Here is a 26,725-nt window from a genome sequence, read left to right as displayed (position 1 = left end):
ATGCCCTCGGCCGAGGCCGCGATCTCCAGCCGCGTGACCGCGAGCCCGTCGAGCAGCGCGCCGCGCGGATCGCCGGGGCGCAGCGCCACATGGGCCTGCGCCCCCGCCGCGATCGCCGCCATGACCTGTCGGCGCAGCAGGGGCACGCCGTCGATCATCATGGAAAGCTTGTCGGGCCCGCGCATTCGCGCGGCGGCCCCGGCGGCGAGGATCAGCAGCGGAAACATGTGCAACTTCCCGTGACCAAGCGGCGTTGAAGCGAGGATGCCACGCGCAAGACAGCGGGGCCACAACAGGCCCGCGCCGACATGAGACGCGCCGCGCCGCAACGGAAGGAACCATGTTCTCCACGGTCCTGCGCAAGATCCACCGCCTGTCGCGCCGCCTCTGGGTGCGGGTGACGCTGATTTCCGGTCTCGCCTTCGTCGCGCTCGGCGCGGCCAAGCTCTTTGGCCCAATGATCCCCGAAGGATTGTCGGAGGTGATCGGCGCCGATGCGCTGAACCGGCTTCTGGACATCATCTCGACCTCGATGCTCGCGGTCACCACCTTTTCGCTGACGGTGATGGTCTCGGTGCACCAGTCGGCCTCCTCGCGCTGGACACCGCGGGCGCACCGGATGCTTCTGGCCGACACCACCACCCAGACCGTGCTGGCAACCTTTATTGGTGCCTATATCTATTCGCTGGCGGCGATCATCCTGCTCTCGACGCCCTATTACGGCGAAAAGGAGATCGTCACCCTCTACATTTCGACGCTGCTCGTCCTGGTGCTGATCGTCTTCGTGATCCTGCGCTGGATCATGCATCTGCAAGCCTTCGGCAGCCTCGTCGACACCACCGTGCGGATCGAGCGCCGGGCGCAGCAGGCCTTCGAGGCGCGCATGGAGCGGCCCTGTCTCGGGGGGCACGCGCTCGACCCCGGCGACATTCCCGGCACGGCGCGCCCCTTGCGGGCCGACCGCACCGCCTATGTTCAGGCGATCTACGAGGACAGCCTGCAGGCGGCGGCCGAGGAGCACGACGGACGGGTCTATCTTGTCGCACCGGTGGGTCGCTTCGTGCACGAGGGCGAGACCATCGCCCATCTTCTCGGCGGCGGAGAGGAAATGGAAAAGGCGGTGCGCGCCGCGATTCACATGGGCGAGCTGCGCACCGACGAGCAGGATCCACGCTTTGCGCTGATCATGCTGTCGGAGGTCGGCTCCAAGGCGCTTTCGGCCGGGATCAACGACCCGGGCACGGCGATCGACGTGATCGGCCGCATCGGCCGGGTCATCGGCTCCTATCGCGACGAGATGGCGCATGGGCGCGAAAAGGCCATCCACGACCGGCTCTGGGTGGTGCCGCTCGACCCGCGCGACCTGATGCAGGACGGCTTCGGCGCCATGGCGCGCGATGGCGCGTCCCAGGTCGAGGTGCTGATCTCCATGCTCAAGACGCTGGAGGCGCTCAGCCGCCACCCCGACACCTCCATCGCCCGGGCCGCGCGCAACATGGCGCATGAGGCGCTGTCGCGCGGCCGCGCCGCGCTCGAGTTCGAGCCCGACCGCGCGCGGCTTGCCCGCGCGGCGCCCGAGATGGCGGCGCGGCACTAGGCTCAGGGGATGATCCGGCTGTATTTCGTGCCCTCGAGCGTGGCGCCGACGCGCAGCCCGGTCTGCGCGAAGACTACCGCGATCACCGGCGAGAGCGAGGTGGTCGTCTCGGCGCGCAGCATCTCGCCGCGATCGTTGACCGCGTATTCGACATCCGCCCCCGCGGCCCAGCCCGGCGCGCGGCGAAAATCGCCCAGCGCGCGTTCGGTCATGAAGAACAGCACATGGCTGAACTGTTGCGCGCCGATCTGCAGCCCGGCGCTGGCGGTGGTGGCAGAGTAGTAGTCGACCACGCTGCGCCCGACCATCAGCGCGCCGCGGCCGTAAGCGCCGCCCAGGCCCAGGCCCACCTCGGTCATCAGCGGCATCACCAGCATGCCCTTGGACTGGGCCGCGAGCTCGCGGGTGCCCGGATAGCGGTCGTACATGTGGTCGAGCGTGCTCTGCACCCGCGCGTCGATGCGCGAGCCGCCGTCGCTGCCCACGCCGTTGCCGCAGGCCGCCAGAAGCCCGGTGGCGCCCAGACCGAGCGCAAAGCTCCGCCGCGTCGTCTTGTTCATGTCGCTGCCCCTCATGCGATGTCCTGCCGCCCTTGTGACCGGGCGATCGGGGCGAGCATAGGCCAGCCCGCCCGGGCTGTCATCCACCCGACGCGCCGGAGCGGCTCATCCAGCCATGATCCGCGCGGCGCGCGGGGCGAAATAGGTCAGGACCCCGTCGCAGCCCGCGCGGCGAAAGGCCAGGAGGCTCTCCATCATCACCCGGTCGCCATCGACCCAGCCATTGCGCGCCGCGCCTTCGATCATCGCGTATTCGCCCGAGACCTGATAGGCGAAGGTCGGCACGCCGTAGGCCTCCTTCACCCGGGCGCAGATGTCGAGATAGCTCAGCCCCGGCTTGACCATCACCATGTCGGCCCCCTCCGAAAGGTCCCGGCCCACCATGCGCAGCGCCTCCTCGGCATTGGCCGGGTCGATCTGATAGGTCTTCTTGTCGCCCTTGAGCGCGCCCGAAGCGCCGACCGCATCGCGGAAGGGGCCGTAGAAGGCGGAGGCGAATTTCGCGGCATAGCTGAGGATCGCGACATGTCCGTGCCCCTCGGCCTCGAGTGCTGCGCGGATCGCGCCGATCCGCCCGTCCATCATGTCCGACGGACCCAGGATGTCGGCGCCCGCCCGCGCCTGCGCCAGCGCCATCTTGACCAGCGCCTCGACGGTCGGGTCGTTGACGATCTCGCCATCGACGACAAAGCCGTCGTGGCCGTTGGCGTTGTAGGGGTCGAGCGCGATGTCGGTCATCAGCGCCATCTCGGGCACCGCGTCCTTGATCGCGCGGATCGCGGTGTTGGTGAGGTTGTCGTCCGACCAGGCCTCGGCGCAGTCCTCGGTGCGGCTTTCGGGGCCGGTATAGGGAAACAGGCACATGGCGGGAATGCCAAGGCCATGCGCCTCGCGCGCCGCTTCGACCGCGCGGTCGACCGTGAGCCGCGAGACCCCGGGCATGGAGGCGATGGCGCTTTCCTCGTCGCGCCCCGCCTGAAGGAAGATCGGCCAGATCAGGTTGTCGGGCGTCATCGCCGTCTCGCGCGTCATGGCGCGCAAAGCCGGGGTCCGGCGCAGGCGGCGCGGGCGCGAGAGCGGGTAGGGGGCGGCGAAGGGCTGCGGCATCGAGGCGTCTCCCGGGCGGGGTTTTCATATCACAGCACGGGGGTGGCACGGTTTGCCGCGCCTCACAAGTCTGGGCATCCGCGCGGCCCGCCGATAGGTTCCGCCCGAGCGACCAACCGGATGACCTGCGCGTGACACTGACACAGACCATCTTCGAAGTGATCGACATGCGGTCCTTCTCGAATCTGTGGTTCTGGATCATGCTGGCCCTGATCTGGTCGATGACGAGCCACCGGGTGATCGGCGTGCCCTTCGACATGGTGGCCCGTGCGCGGCGCTTTGGCGGGCAATCCGAGCGCGATCTCCTCGATCTGGTTCGGATCAACGTCAACCGGATGCTGCATCTCGCCCATGTCGCCGGAAGCTGGCTGATCGGGCTGATGGCCTTCGGGCTCAGCTCGCTGGTGCTGCTGGCCTTCTGGTACGACGTCGAATTCGCCCAGGCCGTGGTGCTGATCGCGATCCCGCTGTGCCTGGTCACGCTGATGCGTTTCGCGATGGCGCGGCGGATCGCCGCGGAACAGCCCGACGTGCAGGCGCTGTGCAAGCGCCTCGCGCGGCATCGTTTCTGGGTTCAGGTGATCGGCATGATCTCGATCTTCGTGACCGCAATGTACGGCATGTACCAGAACCTTTCGGTCGCGCCGGGGTTCTGATCCTTCGGGATGCTTGACAGCGCCCGCCCGAAAGGTAGGTCAGCGCAATGGTAAAGACGAACGGCAGCAGGATCACGGTTTCGGGTGCGCCCGAAGGCTTCGACGCAACGCTGGTCCTGCAGGAGGTCGAGAAGGCCGCGGGCCCGGTCATCCATGTCGCCCGCGATGACAAACGCATGGCGGCGATGCGCGCGGCCATCGCCTTTTATGCCCCCGACCTGCCGGTCGTCACCTTCCCGGCCTGGGATTGCCTGCCCTATGACCGCGTCTCGCCCGCGGCCGAGATCTCGGCCGCGCGCATGGCCGTTCTGGCGGGGCTCATGCAGGGCATGCCCGAGCGCTTCGTGCTGCTGACCACGCTCAACGCCGCGACCCAGCGTGTGCCCGCCCGCGCGACGCTGCGGGACGCGGCCTTCACCGCCCATGTCGGAGACCGGATGGACGAGGCGGCGTTGCGCGCGTTTCTCGTGCGGATGGGCTTCACCCAGAGCCCGACGGTGACCGAGCCCGGCGATTACGCGATCCGCGGCGGCATCATCGACATCTTCGCCCCCGGACAGGGAGGGCCGGTCCGGCTCGACATGTTCGGCGACGTGCTCGACGGCGCGCGCCGCTTCGACGCCGCGACCCAGCGCACCACCGAAAAGCTCGACCGGATCGAGCTTGCCCCCGTCTCGGAGGTGATCCTCGACGAGGCGGCGATCACCCGGTTTCGCCAGTCCTACCGGATCGAGTTCGGGGCCGCGGGCACCGACGATCCGCTCTACGAGGCGGTGACGGCGGGGCGCAAGCACGCAGGGATGGAGCATTGGCTCGGCTTTTTCCAGGACGATCTGGAAACGCTGTTCGACTACCTGCCCGGCGCGCCGGTGACGCTCGACGACCAGACCGCCCCGCGCCGCGACGCGCGTTGGACATTGGTGTCGGATGCCTATGAGACCCGCCGTCATGCGCTCAAGCAGAAGGGGCGGATGGACTCGGTCTACAAGCCCAGCCCGCCGGATCTTCTCTATCTCGACGACGACGCCTGGATCAAGGCGACCGAGGGGCGCCGGGTTCTGCGCTTTGCCCCGATCCAGCAGGCCACCGGCCCCGGCGTGATCGACGCGGGCGGGCGTATCGGGCGCAACTTCTCGCCCGAGCGTCAGCAGGAGAGCGTCAGCCTCTTCACCGCACTGGCGACCCATGTGAAGGACCGCATGAAGGCCGGGCCGGTGGTCATCGCCTCCTATTCCGAGGGTGCGCGCGAGCGGCTCTCGGGGCTGATCGAGGACGAGGGTCTGACCGAGACGATCCATGTACGCGACTGGACCGGCGTCGGCAAGCGCGGGCTGCACCTCGCCGTCTGGCCGCTGGAGCATGGCTTCCAGACCGAGGACGCGACCGTCATCTCCGAGCAGGACGTGCTGGGCGAGCGGCTCATCCGCCGTGCGCGCAAGAAGCGCCGGGCCGACAACTTCCTGACCGAGGCGCAATCCTTGAGCGCCGGCGACCTCGTGGTGCATGTCGATCACGGGGTGGGCCGCTACCACGGGCTCGAGGTGGTCACCGCCGCCGGGGCCGCGCATGAATGCCTGCTGCTGGAATACGCCGAGAACGCCAAGCTCTACCTGCCGGTCGAGAACATCGAGCTTCTGAGCCGCTTCGGCCACGAGGAGGGGATGCTCGACAAGCTGGGTGGCGGCGCATGGCAGGCCAAGAAGGCCAAGCTCAAGGAGCGCATCCGCGAGGCCGCCGACCGGCTGATCCGCATCGCCGCCGAGCGCGCGCTGCGCAAGGCGCCGAGGCTCATCCCGCATGACAGCATCTGGGAGCAGTTCCTCGCGCGCTTTCCCTATGACGAGACCGAGGACCAGCTTCAGGCCATCGAGGATGTGCTCAACGACATGGAGTCGGGCCATCCGATGGACCGGCTGATCTGCGGCGACGTGGGCTTCGGCAAGACCGAGGTGGCGATCCGCGCCGCCTTCGTCGCCGCCATGTCGGGCGTGCAGGTCGCGGTGATCGCGCCGACCACGCTGCTGGCGCGCCAGCATTACAAGAACTTCGCCGAGCGCTTCCGCGGCTTTCCGATCAACGTGCGCCCGCTCTCGCGCTTCGTCTCGGCCAAGGAGGCGTCGCAGACCCGCGCCGGCATCGCCGACGGCACGGTCGACATCGTCGTGGGCACACATGCGCTCCTTGCCAAGAGCGTCAAGTTCCGCGACCTGGGGCTTCTCGTCATCGACGAGGAGCAGCACTTCGGCGTCAGCCATAAGGAGCGGCTAAAGGCGCTGCGCACCGATGTGCACGTGCTGACCCTCACCGCGACGCCGATCCCCCGCACGCTGCAGATGTCGCTCACCGGCGTGCGCGATCTGTCGATCATCGGCACGCCCCCCGTCGATCGCCTTGCGATCCGCACCTATGTCAGCGAATTCGACGCCGTCACCGTGCGCGAGGCGCTCTTGCGCGAACGCTTCCGCGGCGGGCAGAGCTTCTTCGTCGTGCCGCGCGTCAGCGATCTGCCGGAAATCGAGACCTTCCTCAAGGAGGAGGTGCCCGAGGTCTCCTATGTCGTGGCGCACGGCCAGATGGCGGCGGGCGAACTCGACGAGCGCATGAACGCCTTCTACGACGGGCGCTACGACGTGCTCCTCGCCACGACCATCGTGGAATCCGGCCTCGACATCCCGACCGCCAACACCATGATCGTGCACCGCGCCGACATGTTCGGCCTCGCCCAGCTCTACCAGATCCGAGGCCGGGTCGGGCGCTCCAAGACCCGCGCCTACGCCTATCTGACCACCAAGCCGCGCGCGCCGCTGACGCCCGGCGCGGAAAAGCGGCTGCGCGTGTTGGGCAGCATCGATTCCTTGGGCGCGGGCTTCACGCTGGCCAGTCAGGATCTCGACATTCGCGGCGCGGGCAGCCTGATCGGCGAAGAGCAGTCGGGCCAGATGCGCGAGGTCGGCTTCGAGCTGTATCAGCAGATGCTGGAAGAGCAGATTTCGAAGATCCGTTCCGGCGAGGCCGAGGGGCTGTCGGAGAACGAGGGCCAGTGGGCGCCGCAGATCAACCTCGGCGTGCCGGTGCTGATCCCCGAAGACTACGTCCCCGACCTCGATGTGCGGCTGGGCCTTTACCGGCGCCTGTCGGAGCTGACCACCAAGGTCGAGCTGGAGGGCTTCGCCGCCGAGCTGATCGACCGCTTCGGGACGTTGCCAAAGGAGGTCAACACGCTGATGCTGGTGGTGCGCATCAAGGCGATGTGCCTGCGCGCCGGGATCAGTCATCTCGACGGTGGCCCCAAGGGCGCGACCATCCGTTTCCACAATGACAAGTTCGCCTCGCCGGAGGGGCTGGTCGAGTTCATCCAGGACCAGAAGGGCCAGGCCAAGGTGAAGGACAACAAGATCGTCGTGATGCGCGACTGGTCCAAGGAAGCCGACAAGATCCGCGGCGCCTTCGGCCTCGCCCGCGAGCTGGCCGAGAAGGTCAAGGCAGCGAAGAAGGCGAAAGCGAAAGTCTGATAACGCAGTCCATGTCAACTTTGGACCGCACTCGTATGATTACGCTCGTTATTCCCTGCTTCAGCGAGGCGGGGAACATCGAGGCTCTGGTGCAAGAGGCCTTCGACCTTCTGCCCGAGACGCTGCTCGAAGAGCTGATCGCCACGCTTAACGGCGACGGGTAGAACCCGTCCGGCGACATCGCCGCATTGGTCACGGTGTATGACAGCCAAGGGCCGTAGCTGGTCGGCGGCGTGCGCGCCAAGCGGCGCGACACATGGTCCAGGCGCACCGCCTCGAAGCTGGCCAATGGGCTGCGCCGCAGGATCCTGCGCGAAGACTGCCCTGATACCGGCTGCGGGCTGAAGGTGTTCGAGCGCGATCGCCATCTCGCCTTGCCGTTCTTTCACGGGCAGCACCGCTATCTCCCAGCACTGTTCAGGGCCTACGGCGCGACCACGGCCTATGTGCCGGTGGGCGACCCAGCCCGCAGGCACGGGGCCTCGAACTACACCAACTGGCAGCGCGGCTTACAAGGCATTCCCGATCCGATGCCCACCTCGCGGCTGATGATCGGCACGACGCTGGCCGGGGCCGCGTGGCTGGTCGTCGGGCTGCCGCGGTTCGGAGTAATCGACGTGGCGCTGAGCCTCTAGCCTTGGGCGATCTGGGCGCGGATGTCGGCGATGACCTGTACCCAGGTCTCCTTGGTCTGCGCGCCCGGCACCGCATGGCGCTGCGCCACGATGAAGGTCGGTACGCCGGTCACGCCCATCTCGCGGCTATGCGCATCGCGCGCGCGGATGTCTTCGAGATCGGCGTCGCCCTCAAGCAGGCGGCGCACCACGGCAGCGTCCATTTCGATGCTGTCGGCGATGTCCGAAAGCACGTCATGATCGCCGATGTCGCGGCCATCGGTGAAATAGGCCTTGAACAGGGCGCTGACCGCCGCGGTCTGGCGCCCCTCGATCCCGGCCCAATGGATCAGACGATGCGCGTCGAGCGTGTTGGGCGTCGTCGCGATCCGGTCGAGGTTGAGCGCGAGCCCGGCCCCGGCGGCGCGTTCGACGATCGGCGCATAGGCCTGCGCCGCGCCCTCCTTGCCGCCGAACTTGGCCTCCAGATAGGCGCGCCGGTCCATGCCGCCCATGGGCATGTCGGGATTGAGCTGGAACGGGTGCCACTCGATGGTGAAGGGGTGATCGGGGATCTCGGCCAGCGCCGCGTCGAGCCCGGCCTTGCCGATCCAGCACCAGGGGCAGATCGGATCGGAAAGGATATCGAGTTTCACCATGGCGCGGCCTCACTGCTGTGTCGCCCGCCAGCTAGCCGCCCCGGGAGGCTGTTGCAAGGCCGGGGCCGCGGCGTGTATGTCGGCGGGCATGTCCGAAAGCCAGACCCGACCCGGATCGCTGATCCGCATCGCGCGCGAAAGCGGCGCTTCCGAAACCGCGCCGCCGCTCGATCTCGGCCCGCGGGTGCGCGATCTGCGCCGCGCCCAGGGCTGGACGCTGGAGCAGGCGGCCCGCCGGGCCGGGCTCGCGCGCTCGACCCTGTCGAAGATCGAGAACGGGCAGATGTCGCCCACCTATGATGCGCTCAAGAAGCTGGCCCTGGGCCTCGGCATCACCGTGCCGCAGCTCTTCACCCCGCCGCGGCGCGAACAGGTCATGGGGCGCATGGTGACGACGCGCGCGGGCGAGGGCGCCGGCCAGATCACCGCGACCTACGAGCACGAGCTGTTGGCCGAGGGGCTGCGCGCCAAGCGGATGCTGCCCTATCGCGCGCGCATCCGCGCCCGCAGTTTCGAGGAATTCGACGGCTGGGTGCGGCATGACGGCGAGGAATTCCTCTACGTGCTCACCGGCACGATCCGCCTGCTGACCGAATTCTACGAGCCGGTCGAGATGAAGCGCGGCGACAGCGCCTATTACGACGCGGCCATGGGCCACAACGTGATCTCGACCAGCCCGGAGGACGCGACCATCCTGTGGGTCACCTCGCTGGACTGAGGCCTAGTTGTCGTCGCGCCCGTCCTTGCTGTCGTCGTCGCCGAACTCGCTGTCGTCGCTGTAGGCATCCTCTCCGGGGTGCATCGAGCGGGCCGAGGCGATGATGCGCTCGTTGTCGCGGGTCTCGTCCATCACCGCATCCGCCGGATCGGTGCCCTCTAGCCATTCCGACACCTCGTCGCGTGCGTCTTCGCGGCTCATGCCGCTGACTTCGCACAGGTGATCGAGAAAAGGCCCAAGCTCGCCTTCGGTGGCCTCGACCTCATCGCTGTCGAGATCCGGCCACTGGGTCAGGATATTGGGCACGAAAGCGTGCCAGTGCTTGGCCACATGGCTCCATTTCATCGCGGGTCTCCTCATGCTGCCCGATGTCTTGTGGCGGCAACGGAAAGGGGGCGGACCGGGTTCCGGTCCGCCCCCTTTGAGGGTGCACGAAGTATCCCGCGCTCAGAGCGCCATATCGACCACGCCGAGCCCGAGCTGCGCCGTGCCGACGGCGGCGTTGCCCACGACCCTGACGGGCGTGCAGGCGGCCGTCAGCCCCAACATGGCGAGAAGCAGGGCCGCGCGCCTCATTGGCTGCTCTCCGCATCCGCCTCGGCGCCGGAGGTCTCGCCCGTGGCCTCCTCGTGCCACCAGACATCGGGCTGCCAGCCCGGCCAGTCCCCGAACACCGGGATATACTCGGGATGGTGCAGATCCGCGTCATAGGCGATGCGGCTGATGTTCCACTGGTAGATCGGGATCACGTAGCGCCCCGCGGTCAGCACCCGGTCGAGCGCCTTGGCCGCGGCGAAGAAATCGTCCTGGCTCTCCGAGGTGAGCAGCAGCTCGATCAGCCCGTCCACGGCCGGGCTCTTGACGCCCATGGCGTTGCGCCCGCCGGGCGTGTCGGCGGCCTCCGCGCCCCAATAGGCGTATTGCTCGTTGCCCGGCGACAGCGACAAGCCGCGGCGGAAATAGGTCATGTCGAAATCAAAGGCGTCGGTGCGCTCCTTGAACTGCGCGCTGTCGACCTGCGTGACGGTGGGCGTCACGCCGATCCGCTCCAGCGCCTGGACATACATGTCGATGATCGCGGCGTTCTCCGAGCCGCCGGTTTCGAGCAGGATGTCGAAGGCAAAGGGCTCGCCTGTCGCCTCGTTGGTCAGCACGCCGTTCTGGATCACCCAGCCCGCGCTCGACAAAAGCGCCAGAGCGGCGGCCGTGCCCTTGCGGTTGCGCTCGGAGCCGTCGGCCACGGGCAGGGCATAGCCCTCAAGCGCGCCCTCGGGCAGATCTTCTTCCCAGCGCAGCAGGAACTCCCTCACGCGGCCCTCGGCGGGACCCTCCTCCATGCCCAGCGGCGAGTTGGAGAAATATGAGGTGATGCGCGGCTGCGCGCCGCCGGTCATCGCCTCGTTGATGAATTCGAAGTTGAAGGCTTCGATCATCGCCTGGCGCACGCGCCAGTCCTCGAACACCGGCTTGCGGGTGTTCATCACGAAGCCGGTCATGCCCGAGGGGCGGCCGTGCTGCAGCTCCTCGAGCACCACCTCGCCCGAGCGCACGCGCGGGAAGTCGTACTGGCTTTCCCAGCGCGCGACGTTGAACTCGCGGGTGAAGTCGGTCTCGCCGGTCTTGAAGGCTTCGAAGGCCGCCGTCTCGTCGCCGAAGAACTCCAGCCGGATCTCGTCGAGCACGTTGGTGCCGCGCCGGAACGGGATGTCGGCGCCCCAGTAATCCTCGTCGCGCTTGAGCGAGATGAAGCGACCCGCCTCGAAATCCTCGATCACATAGGGGGCCGAGGTGATCGGCACGGTGTCGAGCCCGCTCTCGGCAAAGGATTTGCCTTCCCATTGCGCCTTCTTGAGAATCGGCCGCAGCCCGGCGAGCAGCGCCAGCTCGCGGTCATCGGTGTTGAAAGTGAGGCGCACCTTGCGCTCGCCGGTCTCCTCGATGCTCTCGACCTTCTCCCAAAAGCCGATGTAGCGCGGATGGCCCTCGGTCCCGAGCGTCTCGAAGGACCAGATCACGTCCTCGACGGTGACGGGGCTGCCGTCGGAGAACTTTGCCTCCGGGTGCAGCGTGAACTCGACCCAGGAGCGGTCTTCGGCCGTCTCCACCGATTCCGCGAGCAAGCCGTAGAGGGTGAAGGGTTCGTCGAGCGTGCGGCCCATCAGGCTTTCGCCGGTCAGGTAGCTCAGCTGCCAGGGCACCGAGCCTTTCAGGATGTAGGGGTTCAGGCTGTCGAAGCCGCCGACCTCGGCGGTGGCCATGCGCCCGCCCGTGGGCGCGTCGGGATTGGCATAGGGCAGGGCGGTAAACCCTTCTGGCAGCGCGGGTTCTCCGTACATGGCGATGCCGTGCGACGGCTCGGCCTGCAACGCGGCGGCGCTGCACAGAACGGCGATCGCGCTACCTTGCAGCAATCCGGGCAGCAGTTTGGTCATGGGTCGTGTCATCTTCGGGATAGCCCCCTGTCGGTTCGGTTTCTTGACCAGATTTGTAGTTGAAGAAAACCGTATAGCCCCCCCTGATCTTTATCAAACTTTTAGCTTGGAGGACGGCGGGGAAAGGCTTATAAGAGAGTCACTGCTCGATAGGTTTCTTGCCTGTATGAAACCTGCCTCATAACTCAACGCCCGCCTTGTGCGGGCGTTTTTTTTGGGGCTGTGATGAGATCTGGCAGGCTTGGGGATCGGCCGCTCAATACGGCGGCGCTACCGCTTCGTGCCACGTTTATCAAGGGGTTGCGGGAGATAGTGCTTCGCTTTGCCGCCGCGCCGCGCCACAATCTGCAGCAGATCACAGCAGCAAGGACAGCCAAGATGCATCTCAAGGGCAAGACCGCGATCGTCACCGGATCGAACTCGGGAATCGGTCTGGGTGTGGCGCGCGAGCTGGCGCGGGCCGGGGCGGATGTGGTTCTCAACTCCTATACCGACCGCGACGAGGACCATGCGCTTGCGCGGGAAATCGCCGATGCCCATGGCGTTGCGGCCCGTTACATCGCAGCCGACCTCTCCGACGGGGCGGCCGCGCGCGGGTTGATCGAGGCCGCCGGGCGCTGCGACATCCTCGTCAACAACGCCGGGATCCAGCATGTCGCGCCGATCGAGGAGTTTCCGGCTGTCAAGTGGGATGCGATCATCGCCATCAACCTCAGCTCTGCCTTCCACACCACCGCCGTCGCCCTGCCGATGATGCGCGAAGCGGGCTGGGGCCGGGTGATCAACATCGCTTCCGCCCACGGGCTCACGGCCTCGCCCTACAAGGGCGCCTATGTCGCGGCCAAGCACGGCATCGTCGGCTTCACCAAGGTCACGGCGCTCGAGACCGCGCGCGAGCCGATCACCGCCAACGCCATCTGCCCGGGCTACGTGCTGACACCGCTGGTCGAGGCGCAGATCCCCGACACGATGAAGAAATACGACATGGGCCGCGACGAGGTGATCGAGAAGGTCATGCTGGAGCGCCAGCCGTCCAAGGAGTTCGCCACCACCGAGCAGCTCGGCGGCACCTGCGCCTTCCTGTGCTCGGACGCGGCGGCACAGATCACCGGCACCACGATCAGCGTGGACGGCGGCTGGACGGCGCTGTGATCCGCCTGAGCCTCGCGCTGCAGGGCGGCGGCGCGCATGGCGCCTTCACCTGGGGCGCGCTGGACCGGCTCCTATGCGAAACCGATATCGAAATCGCCGCGATCTCGGGGACCTCGGCGGGGGCGATGAACGCCGCGGCCCTCAAGGCCGGATGGGCGCAGGGCGGCCCCGATGGGGCGCGCAAGGCGCTGGCCGGTTTCTGGGGCCGGGTCGGCGCGATCACCGATGCGCGGTGGTCGGATTGGATCTCGGCGATGGCGCCCACCGCTCCGGCGCTGGCACGGGCGATCGAATGGTCGCCCGCCTACAAGGCCTTCGAGCTGACGACGCGGATGATGTCGCCCTATGCCTATGGCCCGATGCTGCGCAATCCGCTCGAGCGCATCCTGCGCGAGCTGTCCTTCGACGCGGTGCGCGGGCCCAACGGACCTGCGCTCTTCATCGGGGCGACCAATGTGCGCTCGGGCAAGATCCGGGTGTTTTCGGGCGCGGAGCTGAGCCCCGAGGCGATCCTCGCCTCGGCCTGCCTGCCGACGCTGTTTCGCGCGGTCGAGATCGACGATCCGGCCACCGGGCGTCGCGAGGCTTATTGGGATGGCGGCTATACCGGGAATCCCGCCCTCTTTCCGTTGTTCGACAAGGACTTGCCGGATGATGTTCTGATCGTGAACATCAACCCGCTCTACCGCGAGGAGCTGCCCGACGACAGCCCCGCGATCCAGAACCGCATCAACGAGATCAGCTTCAACTCCTCCTTGCTGCGGGAACTGCGCGCGGTTGATTTCGTGCGCCGCCTGCTCGACGAGCAAAGGCTTCCCGAGGGGGCGATGAAACGGGTGCTGCTGCACATGGTGAGCGACGACGCGCTGATGAACGATCTCAATATCGCCACCAAGGCGATCCCCGCACCGGTGATCCTGGCAAGGTTGCGTGACGCGGGCTCGAAGGCGATGGAGGCGTTCCTCGCGGCGCACAAGTCCGATCTGGGGCGGCGCGATACGGTGGATCTGCGCGCGATGTTCGCCGGACCCTAGCGCCCGGCCGTGCCGCTGCGCAGCACCGAGACCTCCTCGATCACCTCGGCGCCGTCCCTGGGGCGCATGCGGTCGGGCGGTGTCACCAGCCCCGCCGAGATCACCAGCTTGGCCGCGTCCTCGACCGACATGTCGAGCACCGTCACCTCCGCGCGCGGCAAAAACAGCAGGAATCCCGAGGTCGGGTTCGGCGTCGTAGGCAGGAATACCGTGACGATGTCGCCCTCGGCGGGCAGGCGGCGCAGCACCTCGCCCTTGGCCGAGGTGGAGATGAAGGCCAGCGCCCAGATCCCCTTGCGTGGATATTCGATCAGGCAGGCCTGGTCGAAGCTGGTCTCGGTCTGGGCGAAGACCGTCTCGGCAATCTGTTTGAGGCCCGAGTAGATCGAACGCACCACGGGCATCTGCGCCACGAGGCTTTCGCCCATGCGCAACAGGCTGCGCCCGACGAAGCCCTTGGCCAGCGCGCCGACGAGAAAAGTGAACAGGATGAAGAAGATGACGCCGACGCCGCGCAGGTTGATCCCGATGTATTGCTCGGGATTGAAGCGGTTGGGCACGAAGGGCAGCACCCAGCTGTCGATCCAGCCGACCAGCGTCCAGATCAGCCAGACGGTCAGCCCGATCGGCGCGATCACCACCACGCCGGCGATGAAGTTGTTGCGCAGCAGGCCGATCAGCCGGCGGCGGCGCGGGGGCTCGCCCGGAGATGGCGGCAGGATAGGCGGGCGGGTCACTGGTGGCTCGTCCTTCTGGCGCGCGTCAGGCTCGGAGCCTATGTAATGCCGCCCCCGCGCCCCGGCAATGGCGCGGGGGCGCGGCGCGTCGCCTATGGGCGCTGCTTGTTCAGTTCGATGGCGATGGCGGCACCGAGACGGGCATTGTTGAGCACCAGCGCGATGTTGCTCTCGAGCGAGCGGCCCTCGGTCAGTTCGAAGATCCGGCCCAAAAGGAAAGGCGTCACCGCCTTGGCGGCGATGCCCTGCGCCTCGGCCTCCGACAGCGCCTGCTCGATCACCGGGCGCAGCTCTTCGGCCGGGATCTCGGCCTCGGCGGGGATCGGGTTCGCGACGATCTGGCCGCCATCGAGGCCCATCGCGCCGCGCATCCGCGCCGCCTTCGCGATCTCGGCGGCGCTGTCCATGCGCAAAGGCGCGGGCATGTCCGATGTGGCCGACCAGAAGGCGGGCAGCACGTCCTGACCGTAAGCGATGACCGGCACGCCCAGCGTCTCCAGCACCTCGAAGGTCTTGGGCAGATCGAGGATCGCCTTGGCGCCCGCCGCCACCACAGTCACCGGCGTCTTCGCGAGCTCGTGCAGGTCGGCGGAGATGTCGAAGCTCGCTTCGGCCCCGCGATGCACGCCACCGATGCCCCCTGTGGCAAAGACCTCGATGCCTGCGAGCCGGGCCGCGATCATCGTCGCGGCGACGGTGGTGGCACCATTGCCGCCGCGCGCGAGACAGGCGGCGAAATCGGCGCGCGACAGCTTGGCCACGTCGCTGGCCTGGCCGAGCCGGTCGAGCTCATCCTCGGTCAGCCCGACATGCAGCCGGCCATCGAGGATCGCGATGGTCGCGGGCACGGCGCCGGCCTCGCGGATCTCGGCCTCGACGCGGCGCGCGGTCTCGACGTTCTGCGGAAACGGCATGCCATGGGTGATGATCGTGCTTTCGAGCGCGACGAGCGGACGGCCTTGGGCGCGGGCTTCGGCGACCTCGGGGGAATATTGGATGTCGATCACAGCGGGTTGTCTCCGGATACATAGGTGGCCGCGGCGGTCAGCGCGCGGGCAAGGGCGGCGGCGGGGTCCATACCCTCGGCCTCCGAGGCGATATGCGCCGCCATGAAGGTGTCGCCCGCGCCGGTGACGCGGGTGACGAGTACCTCTGGCGGCGCCTGGGTGATGACGGCGTCGGTGGTGGCCACGGTGGCGGCGCGGCCCCCGTCGGTGACGAGCGCGCGATGCGCGCCGCGCGCCACCAATGCGCGGGCGGCGGCCTCCGAGCTGTCGAAGCTCGCGTGGCACAAAAGCCCCGCCTCTTCGAGATTGACGTAGAGCGTCGCCGTCGGATGGCCCATCAGCGCCAACAGGCGCTCGGCCTTGCCGGGGCTGGCGGGGGCCACGCGCAGATCGGCACGGGCAAAGAGATCCGACGTCGCGATCTGGGTCAGAAGCTCGGTGGTGAGATTGCCGTCGAGCGCCACCAGCCCGCCCCATGGCGCCTGCGCCGAGCCGAGCCGCCCGTCGCCCAGGGGGCGCAGGATCTTGTCGCCCGCCTGTTCGAGGGAATGGGCGTCGGCGATGGCGGCAATGAGGCCGTTCGCCCCCTCGATCGCCATGTAGATGTCGGTGGGCAGGTCGTCGGAGCGGTAGAGGTGATCGACCACCATGCCCATGCGCGCGGCCTCGGCGGTGAGCTCGTCGCCCTCCGCGTCGCGGCCCAGCGCGCTCAGCAGCGCCGGGCGCAGCCCGAAGCGGACCAGCGTCATGGCGATGTTCATTGCGACACCGCCGGGCAGGCGGTGAATGCGGCCGGGCACGTCGGAGCCGATGCGCATATGGCTGGCCGTACGTCCGATCACGTCCCACAGGACGGAGCCGATGCACAGGATGTCGGGGGATCTCTCGGTCATGTGACGGGTGTGCCGCAGCCCCGCGCTCCGGTCAATCGGGAACGGCGAAGCTCAGCGCCGCCCAAAGGCTTTCCCATACGGTATCCGTGCGCGCGGCGATCCCCGCCTCCGGTTCGCGCAGCACCACCGCGCTGGCGAGGTAATCATGCCCGGGCTTGACCGGCAGCACCGCCACGCCGTTCTCATTCGTGCGCAGCAGGATCTCGGTCACCTCGCCCTCGGGCGTGCGCTCGTACAGCTCGACCTGCACCGCGTCGCGCGTCTCCTCGCCGTAGAAGAGCTGCACGCGCATCCCTTCGGACAGATCGCCCGTATAGGGATTGTCGAGCGCCACCAGCTCGGTCTCAAGCCCGAAGCGCCGGTCTTCGCCCTCGCCCTCGCCGACGGCGACGAGCGCCTTGGAATAGCGGGTGAAGAGCTCGGAAAATCCTGCCTCAGGCAGGCCGCGTGCCTCGTGGTCGCGCGCCACCGCGCCGAGATCCTTCTGCACCACGAACTTGTCGAAGGTGGCGCGCTCCTCGTAGGTGACCTTGTTGAGCGTCGAGACATAGACCGCCACGACGAGCCCGTCCTCGCCCATCACCTGGTCGATCGCGGGGCGCGCGCCCAGCCGCGAGGCGACCGGGGCGAGCGTGCCGTTCTGCGCGAGATCGAAGCGGGTAAAGCGCTGCGGCAGAAAGGCGAAATCGACCCCGGCGAACTCGCTTCCGTTGACAAGCTTGGCCTGCAACGTATCGTCCGGCGCGATCTGCCATTCGAGCGGTTCGATCCAGAATTCATGCGCCGCGACAGGCGTGGACAACAAGGCGAGGCAGATGGTTATGATGCGCATTCACGGGCTCCTAGGGGTATGGGCGAGGGTGATCCTCCTGGCCCTTGTGTCAAGCCTCGCCGCCGGGATGGCCCTGGCGCACGAGGTGCTGCCCGCAATCGCCGACATGGAGCGCGAAGGCGACAGGCTGGCCTTCATCGTCGAGGCGCCGCTCGAAGGCTATGTCGCGGGGATCGATCTGGGCGCGGTGGAGGATACCGACGCCGCGCCTCAGGCCGAGACTTACGACGCGCTGCGCGCGCTCGATGCCGAGGCGATGGAAGCGCGGTTCCGCGCCTTCTGGCCCGACATGGCCGAGCGGATCGAGATCCTCGTCGATGGCGCGCGCGTCGTCCCCGTGCTCGAGGCCGTGGAGGTGCCCGGGCCGGGCGACCTGTCGCTGCCGCGCCCCGCGACCTTGCGCTTTCACGCGCCCTTGCCCGACGAGGCCGAAACGGTGCAGCTCGGCTGGGATGCGGGCTTCGGCACGCTGGTGCTGCGCCAGCAGGGGGTCGAGGCGCCCTATGACGGCTATCTCGAAGCCGGGGCGCTCTCCGATCCGATCCGGCTCTCGGGGGGCGATCAGGCGAGCGCCTGGGAGAGCTTCGTGAATTACATCCCCGTGGGCTTCGACCACATCCTGCCCAAGGGGCTCGACCATATCCTCTTCGTGCTGGGCCTGTTCTTCCTCGCGGCACGGCTGCGGCCGCTCCTGTGGCAGGTCTCGGCCTTTACCCTGGCGCATACGGTGACGCTGGCGCTCGCGGCCTTGGGCTATGTCTCGGTCCCCGCCGCCATCGTCGAGCCGTTGATCGCGGCCTCCATCGCCTTCGTCGCCATCGAGAACATCCTGTTTCCGCGCCTGGGCGTCTGGCGCCCGGTGATCGTCTTCGGCTTCGGCCTGCTGCACGGCCTCGGCTTTGCCAGCGTGCTGGGCGAGTTCGGCCTGCCGGCGGGCAGCTTCGTCCCGGCGCTGATCGGCTTCAACATCGGCGTGGAGCTGGGCCAGCTCACGGTGATCGCGCTGGCCTTCCTCGCGGTGGGCTGGGCCTGGCGCAAGCCGTGGTATCGCCGCGTGATCGCGGTTCCGGCCTCGGCGGCCATCGCGCTGGTCGGCATCTGGTGGGTGATCGAGCGCACGCTGCTCTGAGCACCGCCCCTGGCGCATGAAAAAGGGCGGCGACCGCATCCGGTCGCCGCCCTTCTCTTTGCCCGATCCCGGGTTCAGCGTTCGGGCATCAGCCCCTTGGGGCTGAAGCGCAGCACCGCCAGCAGGATGATCCCCATGGTCATCAGCCGCATCTGCGCCGCCGAATCCGTCAAGTGCCCGCGCAGCCAGCTGTCGGCATCCATGCCAGAGGTGATCAGCTCCATCGCCCAGAGGCCCAGAGGCTCGACCATCACCCACAGCCACCAGATCAGGAAACCGCCGAGCACGGCGCCGTAGTTGTTGCCCGACCCGCCGACGATCACCATTACCCAGACGAGGAAGGTGAAGCGCAGCGGCTGGTAGGAGCCGGGAGTGAGCTGACCGTCCAGCGTCGTCATCATCGCGCCGGCGATGCCGCAGACGGCGGAGCCGAGGATGAAGACCTGCAGGTGGCGCGCGGTGACGTTCTTGCCCATGGCAGAGGCCGCCACCTCGTTGTCGCGGATCGCGCGCATCATCCGGCCCCATGGCGAGGCCAGTGCCCGCTGGGCGAGGAACAGGATCACGATCAGCACCACGGCGAAGAGCCCCGAATAGAGGATCTTGACCCAGAGCGTCGAAGCGGTGACCGGGTCGAGCCCGTAGCCCGCTGCGGTGGCGATGAAGCCTTCGTCGCGCTGCAGGTCGACCTCGTAGGGCACGGGCCGGGGCAGGCCGACGACGTTCTTCACGCCGCGCGACAGCCAGTCCTCGTTCTTGAGCACCGCGATCACGATCTCGGCGATGCCCAGCGTCGCGATGGCGAGGTAGTCCGAGCGCAGGCCCAGCGCTGCCTTTCCGATGATCCATGCCGCCCCCGCGGCCAGCAGCCCGCCCACCGGCCACGCCACGATGATCGGCAGGCCGAGGCCGCCGAGATAGCCCGAGAGCGAGGGGTTGATCGCCTCGATTGCGTCGACCGCAGGATCGAGCGAGGCGCGGAACAAGAAGAAACCGCCGATGAGCAGCGCCAGCATGACCAGCGCGCGCATCCGCCCGCCGATCTTGCGCTTCCAGACCTGCACCGCACCGACGAGGATCGCCGCCCCGAGCGCCAGCGCGCCCAAGAGTCGCAGGCCACCGGCGTTCCAGCCCTCGGCCACTGGCGGCTGCGCTACCAGCACCGCGGCGAGGCCGCCCAGCGCCACGAAGCCCATGACGCCGACGTTGAACAGCCCGGCAAAGCCCCATTGCAGGTTCACGCCCAGCGACATGATCGCCGAAATGAGCCCCATGTTGAGGATCGTCAGCGCCAGGTTCCAGCCCTGGAACATGCCCGTGAGGACGATCAGCAGCGCCATCCCGGCATAGAGAAGAAAGCCACGCGCGGTCATACGGACTGTCCCTTGAAGAGGCCGGTGGGCTTGAACAGCAGCACGGTGATCAGGATCGCGAAGCTCACGGCGAATTTGTAGTCGGTGGAGAGAAGCTGCACGAGGCCCGAGGGCTCGAGGTTCTCGGGCATCAGATAGACCAGCACCTTCTTCCACGCATAGGTGATCAGCACTTCGGAAAAGGCGATGACGAAGCCGCCCGCAATGGCCCCCAGCGGGTTGCCGAGGCCACCGACGATGGCGGCGGCGAAGATCGGCAGCAGCAGCTGGAAGTAGGTGAAGGCCTTGAACGACTTGTCGAGGCCGTAGAGCACGCCCGCCGTGGTGGCGAGCGCCGCCACGATCAACCATGTCACCGCGACCACCCGCTCGGGGTTGATGCCCGACAGGAGCGCGAGATCCTCGTTGTCGGAAAAGGCGCGCATCGACTTGCCGGTGCGGGTCTTGTTGAGGAACCAGAACAGCAGCGCCACCGCGATCGCCGCCGTCACCAGCGTGATCAGCGTGGTGGTGCGGATGGCGAGGCCCTCGTCGAGGCCGGTCATTTCCTTGAACTCGCGCGCGTTGATGACGAAGCGCGCGCCATCGGCGAAGTTCACGTCGCCGACGCCGATGATGAAGCGCACCAGCCCGTTCATCACGAACATCACGCCGATCGAGACGATGACCAGCACCACGGGCGCGGCCTTCTGCTTGCGATAGAAGCGATAGATCGCGCGGTCGGTGCCAAGCAGCAGCAGCCCGGTGATGGCGATGCCGATGGGCAGGGCAATGAGCGCCGTCGGCAGGAAGCCGAAGCTGATGCCGATGGATTGCAGCCCCCAGGTGACGAGGATCGTGGCCATCGTGCCGAAGGCCATGGTGTCGCCATGGGCGAAGTTGGAAAAGCGCAGGATGCCGTAGATCAGCGTCACGCCGAGCGCGCCGAGCGCCAGCTGCGCGCCATAGGCGGCGCCGGGCACCAGCACGAAGTTCGACAGCGCGACGATCGCGTTGAGAAAGTCGGTCATGTCAGCCCCCCAGGAAGGTGCGGCGCACCTCGTCATCGGCCATCAGCTCGGCGCCGGTGCCGGTATAGGCGTTGGCGCCCTGCACGAGCACATAGCCCTTGTCGGCGATCTCCAGCGCCTGGCGCGCGTTCTGCTCGACCATCAGGATGGTGATGCCCGCGCGGGCGACCTCGATGATCCGGTCGAACAGCTCATCCATGACGATGGGGCTCACGCCCGCCGTCGGCTCGTCGAGCATCAGCACCGAAGGTTGCGTCATCAGCGCCCGGCCCACGGCGACCTGCTGGCGCTGGCCGCCGGACAGCTCGCCCGCGGCCTGACGGCGCTTGTCGCGCAGGATCGGGAAGAGGTCGTAGACCTGTTCGATCGTGGGGCGGATGTCGTCGCGGCGCAGGAAGGCGCCCATCTCGAGGTTCTCCTCGACCGTCATCGACGGGAAGATGTTCGAGGTCTGCGGCACGAAGGCCATGCCCTTGGCGACGCGGTCCTGCGGGCTCAGATGGGTGATGTCCTCGCCGCCGATGCGCACGGCGCCCTCGCGCAGGTTCAGCATGCCGAACACCGCCTTCATCGCGGTCGATTTGCCCGCGCCGTTGGGGCCGACGATCACCGCGATCTCGCCCTTGTCGACCGAAAGCGTGCAGCCATGCAGGATGTCCGCGCCGCGCCCGTAGCCGCCGGTCATCGCCTCGCCGATCAGATGCGGCTCAGCCATGGCGGGCCACCATTGCGTATGTCTTCAATTCTCTTCCCCTCATGCCGTCTCTGCGACGGTCTTGTTCTTGAGCCCAGTGCCGAGATAGGCCTCGATCACCGCCTCGTTTTGCATGATGCTGTCGGCCGAGCCTTGGGCGAGCACCTTGCCCTCGGCCATGACGATCACCGGGTCGCAAAGCCGGCCGATGAAATCCATGTCGTGCTCGATCACGCAGAAAGTGTAGCCGCGCTCCTTGTTGAGCCGGATGATCGCATCGCCGATGGTGTTCAAAAGCGTGCGGTTCACGCCGGCGCCCACCTCGTCGAGGAACACGATCTTGGCGTCGACCATCATCGTGCGGCCCAGCTCCAGAAGCTTCTTCTGCCCGCCCGAGAGGTTGCCCGCGCGCTCGTCGGCAAGATGCGAGATCGTCAGGAACTCAAGCACTTCGTCGGCCTTCTTCGCAAGCTCGCGCTCCTGCGCCGCGATCTTGCCGCGCCCGAACCAGGCGTTCCACAGCGTCTCGCCGTGCTGGCCCTCGGGCACCATCATCAGGTTCTCGCGCACGGTCATCGAGGAGAACTCATGCGCGATCTGGAAGGTGCGCAGCAGCCCCTTGTGGAACAGCTCGTGCGGCTGCAGGCCGGTGATGTCCTCGCCATCCATGGTGACGCGGCCCGAAGTCGGTGGAAGTCTTCCGGCTATGACGTTGAAAAGCGTCGTCTTTCCGGCGCCGTTGGGGCCGATGAGACCGGTGATCGAGCCGGTCTCGATGCGCAGGCTCGCCCCATCAACAGCATGAAAACCGCCAAAATGGCGGTGGAGGTTCTCGACGGTGATCATTTTGTCCCCGATCGGCCCGGTTTCCCTGTGATATCAGGGGTCTGGACCATGTTCTTGTTACGGGATGCGCCGCGCCCCGAAGGGCGCAGCGCGGTTGGGATCAGCGGAAGCCGACGGTCTCGATCGCGCCGTCCTTGATCTCGATCTCCTTGAAGGTGCCGGCGCTCTCGCCCGGCTCGATCAGCTCGACGGCGGTGGCGCCGACATAGTCGATCTCCTCGCCGGCCTCGATCAGCTCGAGAGCGCGGCCCAGCTCGCCCGGCAGGATCTGCTCGCCCGGCGCGTTGGCAATGTCCATGATCTCGCCCGCATAGTCGGAGGCCGAGGTCGAGCCCGCCTTCGCCATGGCGAGGATCATCAGCGCCGCGGCGTCGTAGCTTTCGCCGGTGTAGATGCCGGTCGGGTTGATGCCCGCCTCGGTCGCCATCTCCTGGAAGATCGCGGTGCCCTCGCTGTCCGAACCCGGCAGCTGGCCAAAGGAGCCGTCGAGGCCCGAGCCGAGATCATCGACGATCTGCTGGCCGATCATGCCGTCGGGCAGCACGAACATGTCGAAGGCGCCGCTGTCGAGCGAGGCCTGGATGATGCCCTTGCCGCCCTGGTCGGTGTAGCCCGCAACCACGAGCACTTCGCCGCCCGCGGAGGCGAGCGAGGCGACCTCGGCCGAGTAGTCGGCCTTGCCGTCCTCATGCGCGGCCGAGATGGTCACCGTGCCGCCATCGGCCTCGAAGGCCTTCTGGAAGCTGTCGGCAAGACCCTTGCCGTAGTCGTTGTTGGTGTAGGTGAGCGCGACCTCTTCGATGCCGCGATCCATGATCACCTGGGACATGATCTGGCCCTGGCGCGCGTCGGACGGCGCGGTGCGGAAGAACATGCCGTCATCCTCTGCCTCCGACAGCGCGGGCGAGGTGGCCGAGGGCGAGATCATCACCACGCCGTTGGCGCGCGCGACGTTCTGCAGGATGGCGCCGGTCACGCCCGAGCAATCCGCGCCCATGATGCCCGCGACGCCGTCATTGGTGACGAGACGCTCGGCCGCGGCGGTGGCGGCGGCGCTGTCGATGCAGGTGGAATCCGCGCGGACGGCTTCGATCTGCGCGCCGCCCATGAAGGCGCCGGTCTCGTTGACCTCGTCGATGGCCATCTCCGCGCCGCCCGCCATGTCGGGGGTGATCGATTCGAGCGGGCCGGTGAAGCCCAGGATGATGCCGATCTTGATCGTGTCCGAATGGCTCTCGGCCATGGCGGTGCTTGCCACGAGGGCGGTCGCGGCGGAAGCCAGCAGCAGTTTCTTCATGTTCGTCTCCCTGACGCCTGATTTTTATACCGGTACGCTAGACGCCGCCCATGCGAAAAGAAAGTGGTTGCGCAAGCTTGCCGTAACGCCAAGAACGCACCGTTTCGGCTTTGGGGTTTGAGGGCCGGTCCCGCGCGCGATCAGGCCGCAGGCGTCTTGCCGCTTTGGCTGCCGCGCTCGTGATAGGGGGTGGTCTGGTAATGGGCGCGGTAGCATTTGGAGAAATGCGAAGGGCTCGCAAAGCCGCAGGCCAGCGCGACGTTGATCACGCTCATGTCGGTCTGCATCAGCAGGTTGCGCGCACGGCTCAGGCGCAGCTCCATGTAGTAGCGCTTGGGGCTGCGGTCGAGATAGCGGCGAAACAGCCGTTCGAGCTGGCGCGTCGACATGCCGGCGCGCTCGGCGAGGATCGCGGGGCTGATCGGCTCCTCGATCGCCTGCTCCATCGCCTTGATCACCTGCGCCAGCCTCGGGTGGCGCACGCCCATCCGCATCGGTGTCGAGAGCCGCTGCGTGTCGCGGTCGGTGCGGATCGTCGAATAGATGAGCTGGTCGGCCACGGCATTGGCGAGATCCTCGCCGTGATCATCGGCGATGATCTTGAGCATCAGGTCGATCGAGGCGGTGCCGCCGGCGGTGGTGATGCGGTTGCCGTCGATGACGAAGACGGAACGGGTCAGCTCCACCTCCTCAAATTCCTCGGCAAAGCTGTCCTGGTTTTCCCAGTGGATCGTCGCCTTTTTGCCGTCGAGCAGCCCGGCCCGGGCGAGGGTGTAGCCCGCCGTGCACAGCCCGCCCGTCACCACGCCGCGCCGCGCCTCGCGCCTGAGCCAGTTCAGCACCCGCTTGCTGCTCGCCGCCTGCACATCGAGCCCGCCGCACAGCATCAGCGTGTCGTCGCGCGACAGCTCGTCGAGATCCATGTCGAGCTTGAACATGATGCCGTTCGAACAGGTCGCGGTGTCGCCGCCTTCACCTGCGAGGGTCCAGCTGTAGATCTCATGGCCCGCCATGCGGTTGGCGATGCGCAGCGCCTCGACCGCGCAGGAGACGCACAGCATGGTGAATTGCGGCAGCAGCACGAAGACGAAGCGCCGCGGGCGGGCGGTTTCGGCGCGGTGGGGGGCGGAAATTGTCTCTGTCATGGCGCGCTCGCTCGACCCGCTGCGAGATGCAGCGGCTGCTTCGACCGAAACAGGTTTGCCGCGCCGCTTCAAGAGCGTGCAGCGCGCCTCCGGGCCGCGCCGCGCATGCCGCTTTGCGGCATTAGGCGTTGGCCCCCGGGCCCATGCGCGCTATAGAGGCCGCCGATATTCCCGCAGCCTCCATTGGAGCGAAGACCATGACCGAGTGGACCAAGGCCGACTGGCGTGCCAAGCCCCGGGTGCAGATGCCCGAATATACCGACGCGGAGCGCCTCTCCAGCGTCGAGGCGCGGCTGGCCTCCTATCCGCCGCTGGTCTTCGCGGGCGAGGCGCGCCGCCTCAAGTCCAAGCTCGCCGCCGCCGGGCGCGGCGAGGCCTTCCTGCTGCAGGGCGGCGATTGCGCCGAGAGCTTCGCGGCCTTCAACGCCGACCACATCCGCGACACCTTCAAGGTGATGCTGCAGATGGCCGTCGTGCTGACCTTCGGCGCCAAGGTGCCGGTGGTGAAGGTCGGCCGCATGGCCGGGCAGTTCGCCAAGCCGCGCTCGACCCCGACCGAGACCACGAACGGCCAGGAGCTGCCGAGCTACCGCGGCGACATCATCAACGGCTTCGACTTCACCCCCGAGGCGCGGATTCCCGACCCCGAGCGGATGCTGCAGGCCTACACCCAGGCCGCCGGTACGCTGAACCTGCTGCGCGCCTTTTCCACCGGCGGCTACGCCGACGTGCACAAGGTCCATGCCTGGACGCTCGGCTTCATCGGCGCGCCCGAGGCCGAGAAATACCGCGACATGGCCAACCGCATCACCGATGCGCTCGACTTCATGGAAGCCGCCGGCATCCGCGACGAGGCGGCCCATGCGCTGCAGACGGTGGAGTTCTTCACCAGCCACGAAGCCCTGCTGCTGGAATACGAGGAGGCGCTGACCCGTCTCGACTCCACCTCCGGCAAATGGCTGGCGGGCTCGGGCCACATGATCTGGATCGGCGACCGCACCCGCCAGCCCGACGGCGCGCATGTCGAATTCGCGCGCGGCGTGCAGAACCCGATCGGCCTGAAATGCGGCCCCTCGATGACCACCGGCCACCTCAAGGCGCTGATGGCCAAGCTGAACCCGCTCAACGAGGAAGGACGCCTGACGCTGATCGCGCGCTTCGGCGCGGGCGCGGTGGGCGAACACCTGCCGCGGCTGATCCGGGCGGTGCAGGAAGAGGGCGCCAAGGTGACCTGGTCCTGCGATCCGATGCATGGCAACACCATCAAGTCCTCCTCGGGCTACAAGACCCGGCCCTTCGAGAGCGTGCTGCGCGAGGTGCGCGAGTTCTTCGACGTGCACAACGCCGAAGGCACGGTGCCGGGCGGCGTGCATTTCGAGATGACCGGCGCCGATGTCACCGAATGCACCGGCGGCGTGCGCGCGGTCACCGACGAGGATCTCTCGAGCCGCTACCACACCGCCTGCGACCCGCGGCTCAACGCCTCGCAATCGCTGGAGCTGGCCTTTCTCGTGGCCGAGGCGCTGTCCTCGCGCCGGGCGGGGATGCAGACCGCCAAGGCGGTCTGAGCGACCGATGACAGGGCCAGGGCGGCCGGACCGGTCGCCCTGCCACGCACCGCTCAGCCATGGACGAGGCGCAAGGCCGGGCGCTGTGCGGGCGGCGCGCCGATCCGCACGGGGCCCGCGAAATCGAAGCGGTGCGCCCCGGCGCAAAGGTCA

The 26,725-nt window shown here is 67.6% G+C and carries 27 protein-coding genes; 10 read left to right on the top strand and 17 right to left on the bottom strand.

Going from position 1 to position 26,725, the window contains the following annotated elements:
• Positions 1-227: NTP transferase domain-containing protein (locus NHG85_RS05855; RefSeq protein ID WP_253330676.1), on the bottom strand; the 227-nt coding region annotated here is incomplete at its 3' end.
• Between the two features lie 113 nt (positions 228-340).
• Here NHG85_RS05855 and NHG85_RS05850 point away from each other — a divergent pair.
• A complete protein-coding gene (locus NHG85_RS05850; protein ID WP_253330675.1) occupies positions 341-1,597 on the top strand; it encodes a DUF2254 domain-containing protein in 1,257 nt (418 codons plus the stop codon).
• Between the two features lie 2 nt (positions 1,598-1,599).
• Here the strand turns inward: NHG85_RS05850 and NHG85_RS05845 are convergent, their stop codons facing one another.
• Both NHG85_RS05845 and hemB read right to left on the bottom strand, forming a co-directional pair.
• Positions 1,600-2,157, bottom strand: a complete 558-nt coding sequence (locus NHG85_RS05845; protein WP_253330674.1) for a lipid-binding SYLF domain-containing protein — start codon at positions 2,155-2,157, stop codon at positions 1,600-1,602.
• 105 nt (positions 2,158-2,262) lie between these two features.
• Positions 2,263-3,264, bottom strand: a complete 1,002-nt coding sequence (hemB, locus tag NHG85_RS05840) for a porphobilinogen synthase (protein ID WP_253330673.1) — start codon at positions 3,262-3,264, stop codon at positions 2,263-2,265.
• Positions 3,265-3,395: 131 nt separating this feature from the next.
• On the opposite strand from hemB, the gene NHG85_RS05835 reads away from it, so the two are divergent.
• The 4 genes from NHG85_RS05835 to NHG85_RS05825 all read left to right on the top strand — a co-directional run bounded on the left by NHG85_RS05835 (position 3,396) and on the right by NHG85_RS05825 (position 8,067).
• The gene (locus NHG85_RS05835; RefSeq protein ID WP_253330672.1) at positions 3,396-3,920 is read left to right on the top strand and encodes a component of SufBCD complex; all 525 of its coding nucleotides are present in this window, start codon (positions 3,396-3,398) and stop codon (positions 3,918-3,920) included.
• Positions 3,921-3,967: 47 nt separating this feature from the next.
• Complete coding sequence (mfd, locus tag NHG85_RS05830) at positions 3,968-7,432, top strand: transcription-repair coupling factor (protein WP_253330670.1); 3,465 nt, start codon at positions 3,968-3,970, stop codon at positions 7,430-7,432.
• A 35-nt stretch (positions 7,433-7,467) separates the two neighbouring features.
• The gene (locus tag NHG85_RS19685; protein ID WP_256500170.1) at positions 7,468-7,596 is read left to right on the top strand and encodes a hypothetical protein; all 129 of its coding nucleotides are present in this window, start codon (positions 7,468-7,470) and stop codon (positions 7,594-7,596) included.
• A 69-nt stretch (positions 7,597-7,665) separates the two neighbouring features.
• The gene (locus NHG85_RS05825) at positions 7,666-8,067 is read left to right on the top strand and encodes a glycosyltransferase family protein (RefSeq protein ID WP_253330669.1); all 402 of its coding nucleotides are present in this window, start codon (positions 7,666-7,668) and stop codon (positions 8,065-8,067) included.
• Here the strand turns inward: NHG85_RS05825 and NHG85_RS05820 are convergent.
• A complete protein-coding gene (locus NHG85_RS05820) occupies positions 8,064-8,705 on the bottom strand; it encodes a DsbA family oxidoreductase (protein WP_253330667.1) in 642 nt (213 codons plus the stop codon). The genes NHG85_RS05825 and NHG85_RS05820 overlap by 4 nt on opposite strands.
• 88 nt (positions 8,706-8,793) lie before the next feature.
• Here NHG85_RS05820 and NHG85_RS05815 point away from each other — a divergent pair, with 88 nt between their 5' ends.
• A complete protein-coding gene (locus NHG85_RS05815; protein WP_253330665.1) occupies positions 8,794-9,423 on the top strand; it encodes a helix-turn-helix domain-containing protein in 630 nt (209 codons plus the stop codon).
• Positions 9,424-9,426: 3 nt separating this feature from the next.
• On the opposite strand, the gene NHG85_RS05810 is transcribed toward NHG85_RS05815, so the two are convergent.
• From NHG85_RS05810 to NHG85_RS05805, 3 genes are all read right to left on the bottom strand, one after another.
• Positions 9,427-9,768 (bottom strand): hypothetical protein, encoded by a 342-nt coding sequence (locus NHG85_RS05810; RefSeq protein ID WP_253330663.1) that lies wholly within the window; start codon positions 9,766-9,768, stop codon positions 9,427-9,429.
• Between the two features lie 102 nt (positions 9,769-9,870).
• Positions 9,871-9,999 carry a hypothetical protein gene (locus NHG85_RS19680; protein ID WP_256500169.1) on the bottom strand — a complete coding sequence of 43 codons (129 nt, stop codon included), beginning with the start codon at positions 9,997-9,999 and terminating at the stop codon, positions 9,871-9,873.
• On the bottom strand, positions 9,996-11,855 hold the full coding sequence (locus NHG85_RS05805) for an extracellular solute-binding protein (protein ID WP_253330661.1): 1,860 nt from the start codon (positions 11,853-11,855) through the stop codon (positions 9,996-9,998). Before NHG85_RS05805 ends, NHG85_RS19680 begins: the two co-directional genes overlap by 4 nt.
• A gap of 378 nt (positions 11,856-12,233) precedes the next feature.
• On the opposite strand from NHG85_RS05805, the gene NHG85_RS05800 reads away from it, so the two are divergent.
• Together NHG85_RS05800 and NHG85_RS05795 are read left to right on the top strand one after the other, a co-directional pair.
• Positions 12,234-13,007, top strand: coding sequence for a 3-hydroxybutyrate dehydrogenase (locus NHG85_RS05800; protein WP_253330659.1), 774 nt, complete (start codon positions 12,234-12,236; stop codon positions 13,005-13,007).
• On the top strand, positions 13,004-14,041 hold the full coding sequence (locus tag NHG85_RS05795) for a patatin-like phospholipase family protein (RefSeq protein WP_253330657.1): 1,038 nt from the start codon (positions 13,004-13,006) through the stop codon (positions 14,039-14,041). Before NHG85_RS05800 ends, NHG85_RS05795 begins: the two co-directional genes overlap by 4 nt.
• On the opposite strand, the gene NHG85_RS05790 is transcribed toward NHG85_RS05795, so the two are convergent.
• The 4 genes from NHG85_RS05790 to NHG85_RS05775 form a co-directional block, all read right to left on the bottom strand.
• Positions 14,038-14,778 carry a DUF502 domain-containing protein gene (locus tag NHG85_RS05790; protein WP_253330655.1) on the bottom strand — a complete coding sequence of 247 codons (741 nt, stop codon included), beginning with the start codon at positions 14,776-14,778 and terminating at the stop codon, positions 14,038-14,040. The genes NHG85_RS05795 and NHG85_RS05790 overlap by 4 nt on opposite strands.
• A 92-nt stretch (positions 14,779-14,870) precedes the next feature.
• Positions 14,871-15,785 (bottom strand): pseudouridine-5'-phosphate glycosidase, encoded by a 915-nt coding sequence (locus tag NHG85_RS05785; protein WP_253330653.1) that lies wholly within the window; start codon positions 15,783-15,785, stop codon positions 14,871-14,873.
• A complete protein-coding gene (locus NHG85_RS05780; RefSeq protein WP_253330652.1) occupies positions 15,782-16,678 on the bottom strand; it encodes a PfkB family carbohydrate kinase in 897 nt (298 codons plus the stop codon). Before NHG85_RS05780 ends, NHG85_RS05785 begins: the two co-directional genes overlap by 4 nt.
• 31 nt (positions 16,679-16,709) lie before the next feature.
• Positions 16,710-17,510: a DUF4198 domain-containing protein gene (locus NHG85_RS05775; RefSeq protein ID WP_253330651.1), complete on the bottom strand. Its 801-nt coding sequence runs from the start codon at positions 17,508-17,510 to the stop codon at positions 16,710-16,712.
• A 67-nt stretch (positions 17,511-17,577) separates the two neighbouring features.
• Here NHG85_RS05775 and NHG85_RS05770 point away from each other — a divergent pair, with 67 nt between their 5' ends.
• A complete protein-coding gene (locus NHG85_RS05770; RefSeq protein WP_253330650.1) occupies positions 17,578-18,639 on the top strand; it encodes a HupE/UreJ family protein in 1,062 nt (353 codons plus the stop codon).
• 74 nt (positions 18,640-18,713) lie between these two features.
• Here the strand turns inward: NHG85_RS05770 and NHG85_RS05765 are convergent, their stop codons facing one another.
• The 6 genes from NHG85_RS05765 to NHG85_RS05740 form a co-directional block, all read right to left on the bottom strand.
• Positions 18,714-20,012, bottom strand: coding sequence for a branched-chain amino acid ABC transporter permease (locus tag NHG85_RS05765; protein WP_253330649.1), 1,299 nt, complete (start codon positions 20,010-20,012; stop codon positions 18,714-18,716).
• Positions 20,009-21,022, bottom strand: a complete 1,014-nt coding sequence (locus tag NHG85_RS05760; protein WP_253330648.1) for a branched-chain amino acid ABC transporter permease — start codon at positions 21,020-21,022, stop codon at positions 20,009-20,011. The genes NHG85_RS05765 and NHG85_RS05760 overlap by 4 nt, the downstream gene beginning before the upstream one ends.
• A gap of 1 nt (position 21,023) precedes the next feature.
• The gene (locus NHG85_RS05755; protein WP_253330646.1) at positions 21,024-21,737 is read right to left on the bottom strand and encodes an ABC transporter ATP-binding protein; all 714 of its coding nucleotides are present in this window, start codon (positions 21,735-21,737) and stop codon (positions 21,024-21,026) included.
• A gap of 39 nt (positions 21,738-21,776) precedes the next feature.
• On the bottom strand, positions 21,777-22,562 hold the full coding sequence (locus NHG85_RS05750) for an ABC transporter ATP-binding protein (protein ID WP_253330644.1): 786 nt from the start codon (positions 22,560-22,562) through the stop codon (positions 21,777-21,779).
• A 100-nt stretch (positions 22,563-22,662) separates the two neighbouring features.
• Positions 22,663-23,859 (bottom strand): ABC transporter substrate-binding protein, encoded by a 1,197-nt coding sequence (locus tag NHG85_RS05745; protein WP_253330642.1) that lies wholly within the window; start codon positions 23,857-23,859, stop codon positions 22,663-22,665.
• Between the two features lie 140 nt (positions 23,860-23,999).
• Positions 24,000-25,004 carry a GlxA family transcriptional regulator gene (locus NHG85_RS05740; protein WP_253330640.1) on the bottom strand — a complete coding sequence of 335 codons (1,005 nt, stop codon included), beginning with the start codon at positions 25,002-25,004 and terminating at the stop codon, positions 24,000-24,002.
• Positions 25,005-25,201: 197 nt separating this feature from the next.
• On the opposite strand from NHG85_RS05740, the gene NHG85_RS05735 reads away from it, so the two are divergent.
• Positions 25,202-26,572 carry a class II 3-deoxy-7-phosphoheptulonate synthase gene (locus NHG85_RS05735; RefSeq protein ID WP_253330639.1) on the top strand — a complete coding sequence of 457 codons (1,371 nt, stop codon included), beginning with the start codon at positions 25,202-25,204 and terminating at the stop codon, positions 26,570-26,572.
• Positions 26,573-26,725 lie beyond the last annotated feature (153 nt).

Origin of the sequence: Limimaricola litoreus, from assembly GCF_024159025.1 — a bacterium.
Lineage (GTDB): Bacteria > Pseudomonadota > Alphaproteobacteria > Rhodobacterales > Rhodobacteraceae > Limimaricola > Limimaricola litoreus.
Note: the sequence above shows the minus strand (reverse complement) of the source record. Positions and strands in the feature narration are given on the sequence as shown.

What these genes read in the sequence shown, in the direction of transcription:
- NHG85_RS05765 (WP_253330649.1), bottom strand. Translation starts at nt 20,012, where the DNA reads ATGACCGCGCGTGGCTTTCTTCTCTATGCCGGGATGGCGCTGCTGATC.
- NHG85_RS05800 (WP_253330659.1), top strand. Translation starts at nt 12,234, where the DNA reads ATGCATCTCAAGGGCAAGACCGCGATCGTCACCGGATCGAACTCGGGA.
- hemB (WP_253330673.1), bottom strand. Translation starts at nt 3,264, where the DNA reads ATGCCGCAGCCCTTCGCCGCCCCCTACCCGCTCTCGCGCCCGCGCCGC.
- NHG85_RS05780 (WP_253330652.1), bottom strand. Translation starts at nt 16,678, where the DNA reads ATGACCGAGAGATCCCCCGACATCCTGTGCATCGGCTCCGTCCTGTGG.
- NHG85_RS05850 (WP_253330675.1), top strand. Translation starts at nt 341, where the DNA reads ATGTTCTCCACGGTCCTGCGCAAGATCCACCGCCTGTCGCGCCGCCTC.
- NHG85_RS05815 (WP_253330665.1), top strand. Translation starts at nt 8,794, where the DNA reads ATGTCCGAAAGCCAGACCCGACCCGGATCGCTGATCCGCATCGCGCGC.
- NHG85_RS05740 (WP_253330640.1), bottom strand. Translation starts at nt 25,004, where the DNA reads ATGACAGAGACAATTTCCGCCCCCCACCGCGCCGAAACCGCCCGCCCG.
- NHG85_RS05775 (WP_253330651.1), bottom strand. Translation starts at nt 17,510, where the DNA reads ATGCGCATCATAACCATCTGCCTCGCCTTGTTGTCCACGCCTGTCGCG.
- NHG85_RS05745 (WP_253330642.1), bottom strand. Translation starts at nt 23,859, where the DNA reads ATGAAGAAACTGCTGCTGGCTTCCGCCGCGACCGCCCTCGTGGCAAGC.
- NHG85_RS05755 (WP_253330646.1), bottom strand. Translation starts at nt 21,737, where the DNA reads ATGGCTGAGCCGCATCTGATCGGCGAGGCGATGACCGGCGGCTACGGG.
- NHG85_RS05735 (WP_253330639.1), top strand. Translation starts at nt 25,202, where the DNA reads ATGACCGAGTGGACCAAGGCCGACTGGCGTGCCAAGCCCCGGGTGCAG.
- NHG85_RS05760 (WP_253330648.1), bottom strand. Translation starts at nt 21,022, where the DNA reads ATGACCGACTTTCTCAACGCGATCGTCGCGCTGTCGAACTTCGTGCTG.
- NHG85_RS19685 (WP_256500170.1), top strand. Translation starts at nt 7,468, where the DNA reads ATGATTACGCTCGTTATTCCCTGCTTCAGCGAGGCGGGGAACATCGAG.
- NHG85_RS05820 (WP_253330667.1), bottom strand. Translation starts at nt 8,705, where the DNA reads ATGGTGAAACTCGATATCCTTTCCGATCCGATCTGCCCCTGGTGCTGG.
- NHG85_RS05770 (WP_253330650.1), top strand. Translation starts at nt 17,578, where the DNA reads ATGGCCCTGGCGCACGAGGTGCTGCCCGCAATCGCCGACATGGAGCGC.
- NHG85_RS05810 (WP_253330663.1), bottom strand. Translation starts at nt 9,768, where the DNA reads ATGAAATGGAGCCATGTGGCCAAGCACTGGCACGCTTTCGTGCCCAAT.
- NHG85_RS19680 (WP_256500169.1), bottom strand. Translation starts at nt 9,999, where the DNA reads ATGAGGCGCGCGGCCCTGCTTCTCGCCATGTTGGGGCTGACGGCCGCC.
- NHG85_RS05845 (WP_253330674.1), bottom strand. Translation starts at nt 2,157, where the DNA reads ATGAACAAGACGACGCGGCGGAGCTTTGCGCTCGGTCTGGGCGCCACC.
- mfd (WP_253330670.1), top strand. Translation starts at nt 3,968, where the DNA reads ATGGTAAAGACGAACGGCAGCAGGATCACGGTTTCGGGTGCGCCCGAA.
- NHG85_RS05750 (WP_253330644.1), bottom strand. Translation starts at nt 22,562, where the DNA reads ATGATCACCGTCGAGAACCTCCACCGCCATTTTGGCGGTTTTCATGCT.
- NHG85_RS05805 (WP_253330661.1), bottom strand. Translation starts at nt 11,855, where the DNA reads ATGACCAAACTGCTGCCCGGATTGCTGCAAGGTAGCGCGATCGCCGTT.